Here is a 12,417-nt window from a genome sequence, read left to right on the forward strand (position 1 = left end):
AGCACTCTCTCCCGTGTTCCGTTTTTTGAAAAGGCCGTAAAACCAGTTTCTTTTTCCCGAATTGAAAGCTGCAGCCCTGGTGATAATGGCGACTGTCAAGAGGTTTGCCAAGGTACGCCTATCCTATATAGGACAAAGAAACGCGATTTGATCTGGAGCACAGGACTGGGGAGAAACAGGTGACAGCGGGTGCGAATGCCACAACGATGAACAGCGCAATGAACACCGCCGCAAACAACGCGGCCAAGGGCGCGGTAAGCAGTATTCAAGGGGGACTGCAAAGCTTTCTGACGCGATTATCGAGCCAGCAGAAAATCGGTCTCATGCTGACCGTTTCTTCCTTGGTTGCGTTGCTGGCCGCCGGATGGATGTGGACGCAGGGACCGGACTACAAGGTGCTGTTCAGCAATGTATCCGACGGTGACGGCGGCGCAATCATCGCGTCCCTCCAGCAAATGAATGTGCCCTACAAATTTGCCGAAGGCGGCGGAGCGATACTCGTCCCATCGAGCCAGGTGCATGATACTCGCCTCAAACTTGCATCTCAGGGGTTGCCAAGGGGAGGTCTGGTAGGTTTCGAACTGATGGAAAACCAGAAGTTCGGTACCAGCCAGTTTCTTGAACAGGTCAATTTCCAGCGGGCGCTGGAAGGTGAACTGGCCCGTTCTGTCCAGGCATTGGCGGCTGTCGACAGCGCCAGGGTCCATCTGGCGATCCCGAAGCAATCGGTATTTATGCGGGAGCAACAGAAACCGAGCGCATCCGTGCTGGTGAATCTCTACCCCGGCCGCACCCTCGATCCCCAGCAGGTCAATGCGATCGTCCACCTCGTTTCCAGCAGTGTGCCCAATCTGCATGTGAAGAATGTGACGGTAGTGGATCAACAAGGCGATCTACTGACCAGGATCGATGAATCGAACCCCAATACGGGCCTGGATCCAGCTCAGCTCAAGTACTTGCATGCGCTGGAGCAAAGCTATATCAAGCGGATCGAGGCGATTCTGATTCCCATCGTGGGACAGGAAAATGTTCGTGCTCAGGTCGCGGCCGAGGTCGATTTTGCACACTCCGAACAAACCAGCGAAACATACAGACCCAACCAGGATCCTGCAGGCTCCACCATCCGCAGTCAGCAGAGTTCGGAATCCACGAATGTGGGCACACAGAATGAAGGCGGCGTTCCGGGCGCGCTTTCCAATCAGCCTCCGGTTCCCGCAACCGCTCCGGTCACCACGCCGCCAGCTCCTCCCGGAGCAACTGCCTCCCCATCCCGCGCCCCAAGCAGCACGCGCAAGGATGCAACCATCAATTACGAAGTCGATAAAACAATCCAGCATGTGCGCAAACCAGTCGGTGGTATAAAAAGACTTTCTGTTGCAGTCGTGGTCAACCACCGCAGAGTCGTGGACGAGAATGGTGTTGTCAGCGCCAAGCCACTGAGCGAGGTGGAAAAATCCCAGATTACCGATCTGGTGAAAGAGGCGGTCGGATTCAGCAGGGAACGTGGGGATACACTGAACGTGGTTAATAGCCATTTTACAGGTGTGGAACGGGAAGCAGCGCCAGAGCTCCCTTTGTGGAAACAGCCCGAGGTGGTTGAATTGGCTCAACAGATCGGAAAAACGCTTCTGATTGGTGGCCTGATTCTGTATCTGGTGCTGGGTGTGCTACGTCCCTCGCTCAAGCGCATCAGCCAGCCCGAACCTCCGTTACTGGCAGAACCGAGGAACGATGACCAGGATGTGCAACCTGTTCCCGCATTGAAACCTGCGGCACAACCTTCCGAATACGAGCAAAGACTGACGCTCGCGCGCCAGCTTGCGAAAAAGGAGCCGAAGCTGGTGGCAAACGTTGTCAAGCAATGGGTGGCTGGTCATGAATGAGGAGGGTATCTACAAGAGTGCGGTCCTGCTCCTGTCCTTGGGCGAAGACGAGGCGGTGCAGGTACTGAAACATCTCAATCAGCTGGAGGTTCAAAAACTCGGGGCTGCGATGGCCAAGCTCAGGAATCTGAGCCGGGAGCAGGTAGATAGTGTTCTGAGCGATTTTTGCGGCCGGGTCATGCATGAGCCGCTTCTTCTGGATGTCGATCCGGAAAACTATGCGCGGACGGTGCTCGAAAGAGCTTTGGATGAAGATAAGTCGACGGACAATATCAGCCGCATTCTGGAGGGACACGACACGAGCGGAATCGAGGGACTCAAGTGGATTGACTCGCAGTCAGTCGCGGAACTCATCAAGGGGGAGCACCCGCAGATCATTGCTACCATCCTCGTCCACCTCGATCGTCACCAGGCCAGTGAAATTCTCGGGCAATTGAGCGAGCAGCTCCGCAATGATGTCCTGCTGCGCATCGCCACGCTCGAAGGCATTCAGCCTTCCGCATTGCGCGAACTCAATACGGTTCTGACCGATTTGTTGTCCGGCAGTGAAAATATCAATAAAAGCTCGGTGGGCGGCATTCGTACTGCAGCGGAAATCATCAACTTCATGGGTAGCGCCGCGGAAACGTCTGTGCTTGATAATTTGCGGGAATTCGACGCGGATCTGGCGCAGAAAATAATGGATCAGATGATTGTATTCGAGAACCTCATGGATATTGACGACCGTGGAATTCAGATGTTGCTGCGGGAAATTCAATCTGACATCCTGGTTATCGCGCTGAAAGGCGCAGCCTGGGATCTGCGTGAAAGGATTTTCAAGAATATGTCGAAACGTGCCTCTGAAATCCTGCGTGAAGACCTCGAAGCGATGGGACCGGTAAGAGTAAGCGAAGTTGAAAACCACCAGAAGCAGATATTACAGGTCGTCCGGCGACTCGCAGATGAAGGGCAAATCGTGTTCGGCAGCAAGAACGAAGAAAGCTACGTATGAGTAAGGTTGGCGTGCGGGCAAAAACTTCCGGCGAAAGATCAAGAATGACGTCTCGGGCAAATCAGATCATTCTTAAGGAAGATTTGCCGACCTATCGCCGCTGGGAAATGGATGTTCTGGAGCAAGGCGCAGTGCTCGAAGGGCCGGTGGACACTTCAGTTGATACCAAAGACGAGGCAATGCCTGAGCAAATACAGGTTGCATTGCCTACAGTCGAGGAAATCGAAAAAATCCATCAGGAGGCCCGGCAGGAAGGCTATGCCGCAGGCTATGAAACCGGCCGGGAAGCTGGCGTGAAAGCCGGTTATGAGGCTGGCTGCGAGCGTGCCAGCTTTGAAGCTGGGCAATTGACGGCTGCATTTGGGAGTCTTCAGGAAGCCTTGGCAAGTGCCGACCAGAAGATTTGCAATGCTCTACTCTCCCTTGCACTCGACGTCGCCAAAGAGATGGTGCGTGAGGCATTGCGGGTGAAACCGGAACTTGTTTTCGCTGTCATTCGCGAATGTATCCAGTCTGAGCCGGTACTCGGTCAACCGGCACAGCTATTCTTGCACCCGGACGATGCTGCCCTGATACGCACCCACTTGAATCAGGAGCCAGACCATTGCGTCATTCACCCCGATCCTCGCCTGGAGCGGGGAGGATGCCGAATCAGGGTAGGGCCCAGCGAGATCGATGCCACTGTGGCGACCCGCTGGCGGCGCATAGCCCAGGCCCTGGGGCAACATAATGACTGGCTGGAGCGTCATTGATGGAAACCTTATCCCATACCGACCGATGGCAAGGATTTCTCAAAAACTGCAGTGGGCTGGCCGAGGTGTCGCCGCCCTTCCAGATTTCGGGAAGCCTCACGCGTGTTACGGGATTGATAATGGAAGCAACCGGCCTCAAGCTGGCTGTGGGCAGTGGATGCACCATACTGATGCCCAACGGTAACAGCATGGAGGCCGAGGTAGTGGGCTTTCACGGTGACAGGCTTTACCTGATGCCAGCCCATGGCATGTTCGGGCTGGCTCCCGGTGCCAAGGTCGTGCCGTGGGATCGCACCGGCGTGCTTCCTAACCCGGGCAGCGCATCCCGCCAGCGGCGCCGGGCGTCTGATCAGATCAGCCGGTTTCCAGTGGGAGAAGCCCTACTGGGAAGGGTGGTGGATGGCACGGGACGTCCTCTGGATAACCTTGGCCCGTTAGAGGTGGAACGTTCGGCTTCGGCCGCAGGTTCGCCCATCAATCCGCTCGACCGGGAACCGATCAGCGAGGTCCTCGATGTAGGGGTGCGCGCGATAAATGCCCTGCTTACGGTGGGGCGCGGCCAGCGCATGGGCCTTTTTGCCGGTTCCGGCGTGGGAAAGAGCGTCCTGCTCGGCATGATGGCGCGCTATACCAGCGCCGATATCATCGTCGTGGGATTGATCGGTGAGCGCGGAAGAGAGGTCAAGGATTTCATCGAACAAATCCTAGGTGCTGAAGGGTTGGCACGTTCGGTGGTAGTGGCAGCACCCGCAGATACCTGGCCCCTCATGAGATTGCAGGGTGCGTCCTATGCGACTTCTGTCGCTGAATACTTTCGGGACCAGGGAAAAAATGTTCTATTGATCATGGATTCGCTCACCCGCTATGCAATGGCGCAGCGTGAGATCGCGCTTGCGATCGGGGAACCTCCCGCAACCAAAGGGTATCCGCCTTCCGTATTCGCCAAACTGCCGCAATTGGTGGAAAGGGCGGGGAATGGAGTCAAGGGAAGCGGTTCGATCACCGCTTTCTATACCGTGTTAGCCGAAGGGGACGATCAGCAGGACCCCATCGCGGATGCGGCCAGGGCGATTCTGGATGGCCACATCGTGCTTTCGCGGCAACTGGCGGAAAGCGGGCATTATCCTGCCATCGATATCGAAGCCTCCATCAGTCGCGCCATGACCAGCCTGATCTCGCCCGAATATTTTGAGCAGGTGCGTAATTTCAAGCAGCTTTTTTCACGCTATCAGCGTTCGCGCGACCTGATCAGCGTAGGAGCATATTCCCCGGGGAATGACAGATTGCTGGACCGGGCGATTGCCCTGTATCCAAAACTCGAACATTTTCTTCAACAAACCATGGTGGAGCGGGCAGGGTATGAAGAGAGTACCCGAAGCCTGGAGGCCCTGCTGGCCTTAAACCTCAATTAACCCCAATCAATCTCAATTAGCTGTTGCCTGATCATGCCGAAAACTTCTGCGCTGGAAACCCTTATCGAACTGGCACAAACCCGCACGGATGATGCGGCGCGAAGATTGGGGTTTCTGAACGCTCAAGGCCTGGACATGGAAGCCAAGCTGGTTTTGCTGACACAGTATTCGGATGAATACCAGTCCCGCTTTCGAGCTTCCATGCAGCAAGGCCTCACCGCGGCAGGATGGCGGAATTATCATGAATTCATCGACAAGCTCGACGCTGCGATTTCCCAGCAACAGGAGGCGCTGGCGCTCATGCGTCAGCGTGTCGCTGCCAGTGAGGCCGCGTGGCAATCGGAGCGGCGTGTTCTTAACTCTTATGGCACTCTGGCGCAGCGTCACAGGCAGATTCAGCTGGCCCACCAGGCAAGGCGCGAGCAGCGGGAAACAGACGAGTGGGCGAACAGTGCGGCTATCCGGCCCGGCTCGACATAATTAAACCATACAAGATAATAAACTCCTGAAAAATCGAATTCCGAGGGCAGCCCATGCTATCTGTACTATCTGTATCATCGAGCACCGCTTTGCATTCCGCCAAGGATAGTTTGACCGAATCGAAAAGCGTTATCCAGAAATCGGATGCGTCCGATTTCCGCAAACTGCTTGCCGCCGGAGTGAACGGTGATGATGAAGCATCGGATACAGGCGCTAGCGATCCACAGACGGGCGCGACGGCGAATGCGATCGGAAACGGTCTGGGCATACCCGGGAATCGGTCCCTGAAAGATTCTGAAGATACGGACGCTGAGGCAGAGGCTGAGAAAGATCGCGGCAAAGAAGGGAATTTGACAGCTGAAATGCTGACCGGCGGATTCCAGTTCTCTCGTCCTGCCACGGCTACGGCAATGCCCGGTATCACAGATGCTTTACACCCCCCTGGTGCCGCCCGCACCTCGGATACCTTAACCGGAATTGAAACTCAGGTCCCTGCCGGCATGCCGGTCCCGCAGCAGCCTGACGCTGCCTTCGGCCAGAGGAATGTAAACGAGCTGCTCCGGTCTGCTGGCGGAGGGCTCATTTCGCCTGCATCGATAGGACACGAGGCGCAGGCTGGAGGAGACGCAAAGTCATCCGACCCCTCGGGACTGGCGATGGGAAAGACCATTGTCAGCGTAGGGCAGGGCATGGAAGCCGGAACTCACCCGAGTTCTGCTATTGCGCGGGACTTCCAGGAGGGACGGGCGGCTGCAGGCGTGAAACTACCCAAAGATATGAAGTTCACAGGAGTCGCGGTGGGCGAGATGTCTCGCTCGGCCTCCCCAGAGAGCAGGCCGGGGGGAATGTCCCGCAGCATTGGCGATTTCCTGCCGGATGTTTCACATCTGCATCCAGGCTCAACCGCAGGAAGCGATACCGATACTTCTTCGCTTCCCACATTAGCTGCATCCGTCGTGTCCCCCGAACTCCTGACCCCATCCCCCTCTCCAGGGCCTTTGACAGGCGAGCCAGGTATGGTACCCGGCACCGCAGATCTGCGCGATCCTTCCTTGCCCAAGCTGGAGCCGCGCCTGGGCACAGGCAGTTGGGATAATGCCCTGGGTCAGAGAGTACTCTGGATGGTATCTCACCAACATCAGATCGCCGAACTCAATCTGAACCCTGCTGATCTGGGACCGCTGCAAGTCGTTCTGTCCGTGAACAGCGATCAGGCCAGTGCAGCATTCGTATCCCAGAACCTTGAGGTTCGGCAGGCACTCGAAGCGGCGCTGCCCCGGCTGAAGGAAATGATGGCGGAAAGCGGAATCAATCTGGGCAATGCAACAGTCAGCGACCAGGGATCCCGGCAGCAAGGAGATTTCGAAAGGCAAAATAGTGCAGGGCCTCATTATCGGCAGGGAGAAAGCCGGGTCGCCGCAGCAGGTGCAAGCTTCGGAATGGGCGGTGGCACTGCTGATATTCGCGGACACCAGCTCGTGGATACCTTTGCATAATTTTGGGGCGGCTTGTAACCAAGCCAGGTATAGAGTTTCTATTTGTGACGTTGGAGACTGCAATCTCCAAATTTCGAGATAACCTGTTTTTTCCCGTTTGTTTCTCACATTGAAGGCAGGGCATCAGTTCAATAATGCCTCCTGCGTGAGGGTAAAACGGCTAACAGAGCACAACCATGTCAGTCAGACCAAATAAGCAAAGTAAAGATCCGAGGGAAGTGAAATTGGAGCAGAAATCAGGGAAAGGCAAGCTCGTTCTGATTATCACGGCGTGCGCCCTATTGCTGGGAGCAGGAGGCGGCGGTGCAGGATGGTATTTCAGCCAGGTCTACAATGGGACAGGCGCGTTGCCGAAGCCTAAACCTCCTGTGTTTCTCAATCTGGAAACCTTTACTGTCAATCTCCAGCCGGAGCACAGCGAGCAGCATCTCCAAACCAGCCTTACCTTGAAGGTCGAAGACGAAAGTGTGGTGAATTTAATCAAATTGCATATGCCGGAAGTACGCAACCGCGTGTTGCTGCTACTTTCGGGCAAGACAGCCACGCAGATTTCGAGTATCGAGGGAAAAAAGAAGCTCGCCTCTGAACTCACTGCCGAGATAAATCACCAGTTCAGCGAGGAGCGTGTGACAGGATCGGTTGAGAACGTGCTTTTTACTTCGTTCGTGATTCAGTAGCTCCATGAGAGAGGATTTCCTTTCGCGCGAGGAGGTGGATGCTCTTCTCAGGGGAGTGAGCAGTGGATCCACGACAAGCGAACAGAGTACGGCTAATCCCGGTTTCCGCCCCTATAACCTTGCGACACAGGAACGCATCGTACGGGGGCGCATGCCCACCCTCGAAATCATCAATGAGCGTTTTGCGCGCCTCCTGCGCCTCGGACTGTTCAATTTCATGCGCCGCAGCGCAAATGTCACCGCGGGACCGGTAAGGGTTATGAAATTCAGCGAATTCGTGCGCAACCTCGCTGCACCAAGCAACCTGAATCTCGTGCATATAAAACCTTTGCGCGGCACCTCGCTATTTGTATTCGACCCGACACTGGTATTTCTTGTGGTTGACAACCTGTTCGGCGGCGATGGGCGCTTTCTTCCCAAGACTGAAGGCCGCGATTTCACTCAGACCGAGCAGCGCATCATCCAGCGCTTGCTCAACCTGGTCTTCGACAGCTATGGCAAGTCCTGGCATCCGGTTTATCCGATCGAGTTTGAGTATCTGCGGGCAGAAACGAATACCCAGTTTGCCAATGTTGCGACACCGAATGAGGTCGTGGTTGCCACCACCTTCGAGGTCAATTTTGGTTCCGTAGTAGGGGAGATGCACATCTGCATGCCTTATTCCATTCTCGAACCGATCCGCGATCTGCTGTCGAGCACTTTGCAAGGTGAGGCATTGGAGGTAGATAAACGCTGGGTCGGTCGCCTCTCAAAACAGGTGCAGTCGGCTGAAGTGACACTACTCGCAAATCTGACGCATGCCCAGGTAAGACTCGATCAGATCCTGAATATGAAGGTTGGGGATGTTATTCCCTTGGATATTCCGGAATTCGTTACTGCAAGCGTGGATGGGGTACCGGTCATGGAATGCAAATACGGAATTTCGAATGGGCGCTACGCTTTGCGTATGGAGAAAATGCTCGCTTCCGGGAACAGTAATGAGTGAAGTTGAACGCCGCGATCTGTCCAGGCGGCCCTTTGTGAATAAAACTGAGGAGATGAAAGTGTCTGTAACACCAGCCAATTCCGCAGCTCGAACGCCGGCGGATCAGGATGAGACAATTGGGGCCGGGGAGACTGGCTCGGGGCAGATATTCGAGCAATTCCAGAATACCCAGAAGGTACAGATCCAGAATGACATTGATCTAGTCATGGATATACCCGTTCAACTCACTGTGCAGTTGGGGCGCACCAAAATCGCCATCAAGAACCTGTTGCAATTGGCGCAGGGTTCCGTGGTGGAGCTGGATGGGCTGGCGGGAGAACCGATGGATGTTCTGGTAAACGGTTATCTGATTGCTCAAGGCGAAGTTGTGGTAGTCAATGAGAAGTTTGGCATACGTCTGACCGATATCATCACGCCGAGTGAACGGATACGCAAATTAAACCGCTAATCATGAAAAGAAAACATCAGAACCCGTTTTTGCCCCGGGCGGTGCTCCGTAATTCTCTTTTAGCGGCAGCGCTCTGGCATTTCGCCTCGCCGGCCATGGCGGTCGGGGCGAGCGACGGCACCGTTACTTCCAGTGGCAGTCCCTTCCAGGTCATGCTCGGCTTGGGAGTGGTGCTTGCAGTGATCGCGGGGTGCGCGTGGCTGCTCAAGCGCATGGGTGGAGTATACAGGGGTCATGCAGGAGTGGTCCGGATAATCGGGGGATCGGCGGTGGGGCAACGCGAGCGCGTCGTTGTAGTCGAAGTGGCCGAGACCTGGCTTGTCGTGGGGGTCGCACCCGGGCATGTAACGGTATTGCATAACATGCCCAAAGGCGATATTGGCGCAAGCATGCTTCATGTTTCCGGGGCGTCAGGGCATGTTGAAAAAGATTCGAATTTTTCAGGCTGGCTGAAGCGGCTGGCAGAAAAGCATGGCGAATAGCATGTCAGATAAAAAATTCCGATCCAGCACACATATTGCCTACGGGATAGTGGCCGCAGTCCTGTTGCTGACTACGCCTGTGGTTGCGCTGGCACAGGCAAAGGGAGGATTTCCTGCCTTTAGCAGTACGCCCGCACCCCGGGGTGGACAAACTTACTCATTGAGCCTGCAAACACTGCTGCTGCTCACATCGCTGACATTTCTGCCGGCGGTGCTCCTGATGATGACGGGTTTTACCCGCGTCATCATCGTCCTTTCGCTGCTGCGGCAGGCCCTCGGCACCCAATCCTCGCCCCCCAATCAGGTGCTCGTCGGATTGGCGCTGTTCCTGACTTTTTTCGTCATGAGTCCGGTATTCGACAAGATTTATCAGGACGCATACCAACCTTATGTGGAAAACAGGATGACGATGGAGCAGGCATTGGAGAAGGGCGCCGTACCGCTCAAAGCTTTCATGCTGAAACAAACTCGGGAGACCGATCTTGCGCTGTTCGTCAAACTCTCGGGCAGGCCGCAGCTGAACGGACCGGAAGAAGTATCCCTTCGGGTGCTCGTTCCGGCCTTTGTTACCAGCGAGTTGAAAACCGCATTTCAAATCGGTTTCGCAGTATTCATTCCTTTTCTGATTATTGACATGGTCGTGGCATCGGTGCTCATGTCGATGGGAATGATGATGGTATCGCCAGCGCTTGTTGCACTGCCTTTCAAGATCATGCTCTTCGTGCTGGTCGACGGATGGCATATGCTGATCGGTTCGCTGGCAGAGAGCTTTTATTAAGGATGCAACATATTTATTCACCGGACGAGATGACGGAAAAAAACCATGACACCTGAAAGCGTAATGACACTCGGCCAGAAAGCAATGGAAGTTACCTTGATGGTTTCCGCTCCCTTGTTACTGGCCGCACTCGCCACCGGATTGCTGGTCAGCATCTTTCAGGCTGCTACCCAGATCAATGAGATGACTCTGTCTTTCATTCCCAAACTCGTGGTCCTGTTTGCCATGCTGGTGCTTGCAGGCCCGTGGATGCTTTCGGTGCTGCTCGACTATATGAGGCAGGTGCTGGAAGGAATTCCCGGAGTGATCGGATAGTTGTCAGAACTATCCGGAAAAGATAGACAAAAGCGGCATCTTGCTTGTCACATCCCGCCCTCCAGTGCTTCCTGGATCAGAGAGATAAAGCGGAATTTCATTATTGTTAAATGATCACGCTCAGCTCGGTCGACCTCAATGCGTGGCTCATTTCCTTTTTCTGGCCTGCTGCCCGTATTCTGGCGCTCCTTTCGGTAGCGCCGGTATTGGGAAATCTTGCAGTTCCTGTCAGGGTGAAAGTGGGATTGGGTGTCCTCGTCGCACTGGTCGTGGCGCCCACCCTCGAATCGGTGCCAAAGATCGAGTTGGCGTCGGCTCCCGGCCTGCTGGTCCTCGGTCAGCAGATCATGATCGGCCTGGCAATGGGCTTTGCCATGCGCATCATCTTCAGCGCGATTGAATTGGCGGGAGAAATTGCAGGCTTGCAGATGGGCTTGGGGTTTGCTACGTTCTTTACGCCTCACAGCGATGGCAGCAGTCTTGTTCTGGGACGTTTCCTGGGTCTGCTGGGAACGCTCGCATTTTTATCATTCAACGGCCATCTGTTGATGCTGTCTGCGCTGATCGACAGCTTCAACGCCTTCCCAATCTCCACCGAACCCTTTTCAAATATGGGATGGAAAAGGCTGGCGGAATGGGGGAGTGTTATTTTTAGCGTCGGGCTGCAACTTGCGTTGCCAGTGGTCGCCGCATTATTGATTGTCAACCTCGCGCTCGGCATTCTGACTCGCGCGTCGCCCCAACTGAACATCTTCGCGGTTGGTTTTCCAATTACCCTGATGATTGGAATGTCAGCGCTCATGCTGTCGCTTCCGCATTTTACCCCGGTGCTCGAGCGATTAATCACTGACGGATTGCAAACGACGCTCGAGGTGACGCAAAACGCCCGTTGAGCTCAGCGGCTTACCTTACGACGAACGAAGGCCAGGCTGGCAAGACCTATACCGAGCAGGGCCAGGGAATCTGATTCCGGAAGCTCATTGATTGCAACGATAACGCTTCCCTCAGCAGGGTCTGTAAGATCGAGAAGTTCGAGACTTGATTCTGTTCCTTTCTTGGTTTTTTTGGGAAAGGATACATCTCCTATGGCTTGGATAAGACCCAGGCCGCTTGAGAAATCTGAGGATATCTGCTCAGTTCCGAGCAAGTTCCCGCGTCCATCTGCCGACAGGAAGCGTCCTGTCCCGCCTGTTATATCGAAGAAAGAATTCTTCAGCGTATATATGGATGGAGTGAGGGTAGGAACGAAGCGTCCCCCGTAATCGGCAAAAATCTCGTCTCCACTGAGCAGGGTAAATGTCATTTTACCTTGAAAGGAAAAATAACTGAAATCTGCCGCGGGCATGATGCAGTCCCTGGCTGCGAGGGAAACTGCGCCGAAAGATGAAATTCCACTGCCGGAGATCGAGCCTCCCATATGGGAGGCGCATCCAGCATCAAGACCGATCTGCTCCTGTATGATTGCGCTTACCGAGAAAAGTGCTGCCTCGGGGCCAGAAACGGGCGCAAGCGTAGCCATGCCGGCGGTGACTGAAGCTATAGAGCGCTTTATCAGCGTTGTGCGAGCTACTTTCAATTTAAGGTCCTTTAATAATGATTGGCGTATCAATTGTTGAAATCTTACGCCAAAGAGAAGGTAAAAATTCGGACATGTCGCCAATCTATAATGCGCGACTTTCTGCGTCAACCTTCTGATTGGAAATAGTCACTCTAACGCC

Annotated in this window: 14 protein-coding genes; 13 read left to right on the forward strand and 1 reads right to left on the reverse strand. The window is 54.7% G+C overall.

Annotation, left to right across the window (positions count from 1 at the left end):
• The first annotated feature begins 179 nt into the window (after positions 1–179).
• The 13 genes from fliF to fliR all read left to right on the forward strand — a co-directional run bounded on the left by fliF (position 180) and on the right by fliR (position 11,592).
• A complete protein-coding gene (gene fliF / locus NMUL_RS07080; protein WP_011380684.1) occupies positions 180–1,883 on the forward strand; it encodes a flagellar basal-body MS-ring/collar protein FliF in 1,704 nt (567 codons plus the stop codon).
• Positions 1,876–2,874 carry a flagellar motor switch protein FliG gene (gene fliG, locus NMUL_RS07085; protein WP_011380685.1) on the forward strand — a complete coding sequence of 333 codons (999 nt, stop codon included), beginning with the start codon at positions 1,876–1,878 and terminating at the stop codon, positions 2,872–2,874. Before fliF ends, fliG begins: the two co-directional genes overlap by 8 nt.
• Complete coding sequence (locus NMUL_RS07090; RefSeq protein ID WP_011380686.1) at positions 2,871–3,626, forward strand: flagellar assembly protein FliH; 756 nt, start codon at positions 2,871–2,873, stop codon at positions 3,624–3,626. The genes fliG and NMUL_RS07090 overlap by 4 nt, the downstream gene beginning before the upstream one ends.
• Positions 3,626–5,038, forward strand: a complete 1,413-nt coding sequence (gene fliI, locus NMUL_RS07095; RefSeq protein WP_011380687.1) for a flagellar protein export ATPase FliI — start codon at positions 3,626–3,628, stop codon at positions 5,036–5,038. Before NMUL_RS07090 ends, fliI begins: the two co-directional genes overlap by 1 nt.
• Positions 5,039–5,071: 33 nt before the next feature.
• A complete protein-coding gene (fliJ, locus tag NMUL_RS07100; RefSeq protein WP_011380688.1) occupies positions 5,072–5,518 on the forward strand; it encodes a flagellar export protein FliJ in 447 nt (148 codons plus the stop codon).
• 110 nt (positions 5,519–5,628) lie between these two features.
• Entirely contained in the window at positions 5,629–7,014 is a 1,386-nt protein-coding gene (locus NMUL_RS14900) for a flagellar hook-length control protein FliK (RefSeq protein ID WP_049783083.1), read from the forward strand.
• A gap of 218 nt (positions 7,015–7,232) precedes the next feature.
• Positions 7,233–7,691, forward strand: coding sequence for a flagellar basal body-associated protein FliL (gene fliL / locus NMUL_RS07110; protein ID WP_238529889.1), 459 nt, complete (start codon positions 7,233–7,235; stop codon positions 7,689–7,691).
• 4 nt (positions 7,692–7,695) lie between these two features.
• Positions 7,696–8,676 (forward strand): flagellar motor switch protein FliM, encoded by a 981-nt coding sequence (gene fliM, locus NMUL_RS07115; protein WP_011380691.1) that lies wholly within the window; start codon positions 7,696–7,698, stop codon positions 8,674–8,676.
• Positions 8,669–9,124, forward strand: a complete 456-nt coding sequence (fliN, locus tag NMUL_RS16155; protein WP_011380692.1) for a flagellar motor switch protein FliN — start codon at positions 8,669–8,671, stop codon at positions 9,122–9,124. Before fliM ends, fliN begins: the two co-directional genes overlap by 8 nt.
• Positions 9,125–9,126: 2 nt before the next feature.
• Positions 9,127–9,606, forward strand: coding sequence for a flagellar biosynthetic protein FliO (gene fliO / locus NMUL_RS07125; protein ID WP_011380693.1), 480 nt, complete (start codon positions 9,127–9,129; stop codon positions 9,604–9,606).
• Position 9,607: 1 nt separating this feature from the next.
• The gene (fliP, locus tag NMUL_RS07130; RefSeq protein ID WP_049783084.1) at positions 9,608–10,384 is read left to right on the forward strand and encodes a flagellar type III secretion system pore protein FliP; all 777 of its coding nucleotides are present in this window, start codon (positions 9,608–9,610) and stop codon (positions 10,382–10,384) included.
• 45 nt (positions 10,385–10,429) lie between these two features.
• A complete protein-coding gene (gene fliQ, locus NMUL_RS07135) occupies positions 10,430–10,699 on the forward strand; it encodes a flagellar biosynthesis protein FliQ (RefSeq protein WP_011380695.1) in 270 nt (89 codons plus the stop codon).
• A gap of 110 nt (positions 10,700–10,809) precedes the next feature.
• On the forward strand, positions 10,810–11,592 hold the full coding sequence (gene fliR / locus NMUL_RS07140) for a flagellar biosynthetic protein FliR (RefSeq protein WP_011380696.1): 783 nt from the start codon (positions 10,810–10,812) through the stop codon (positions 11,590–11,592).
• A 2-nt stretch (positions 11,593–11,594) separates the two neighbouring features.
• Here the strand turns inward: fliR and NMUL_RS14905 are convergent, their stop codons facing one another.
• Complete coding sequence (locus tag NMUL_RS14905; protein ID WP_143034395.1) at positions 11,595–12,275, reverse strand: hypothetical protein; 681 nt, start codon at positions 12,273–12,275, stop codon at positions 11,595–11,597.
• Positions 12,276–12,417: the final 142 nt, after the last annotated feature.

Source organism: Nitrosospira multiformis ATCC 25196, assembly GCF_000196355.1.
GTDB classification, from domain to species: Bacteria; Pseudomonadota; Gammaproteobacteria; order Burkholderiales; family Nitrosomonadaceae; genus Nitrosospira; species Nitrosospira multiformis.

Coding starts and splice junctions, on each gene's coding strand:
- fliI (WP_011380687.1), top strand. CDS start 3,626: ATGGAAACCTTATCCCATACCGACCGATGGCAAGGATTTCTCAAAAAC.
- fliP (WP_049783084.1), top strand. CDS start 9,608: ATGTCAGATAAAAAATTCCGATCCAGCACACATATTGCCTACGGGATA.
- fliQ (WP_011380695.1), top strand. CDS start 10,430: ATGACACCTGAAAGCGTAATGACACTCGGCCAGAAAGCAATGGAAGTT.
- fliM (WP_011380691.1), top strand. CDS start 7,696: ATGAGAGAGGATTTCCTTTCGCGCGAGGAGGTGGATGCTCTTCTCAGG.
- fliO (WP_011380693.1), top strand. CDS start 9,127: ATGAAAAGAAAACATCAGAACCCGTTTTTGCCCCGGGCGGTGCTCCGT.
- fliJ (WP_011380688.1), top strand. CDS start 5,072: ATGCCGAAAACTTCTGCGCTGGAAACCCTTATCGAACTGGCACAAACC.
- NMUL_RS07090 (WP_011380686.1), top strand. CDS start 2,871: ATGAGTAAGGTTGGCGTGCGGGCAAAAACTTCCGGCGAAAGATCAAGA.
- fliR (WP_011380696.1), top strand. CDS start 10,810: ATGATCACGCTCAGCTCGGTCGACCTCAATGCGTGGCTCATTTCCTTT.
- fliG (WP_011380685.1), top strand. CDS start 1,876: ATGAATGAGGAGGGTATCTACAAGAGTGCGGTCCTGCTCCTGTCCTTG.
- fliN (WP_011380692.1), top strand. CDS start 8,669: ATGAGTGAAGTTGAACGCCGCGATCTGTCCAGGCGGCCCTTTGTGAAT.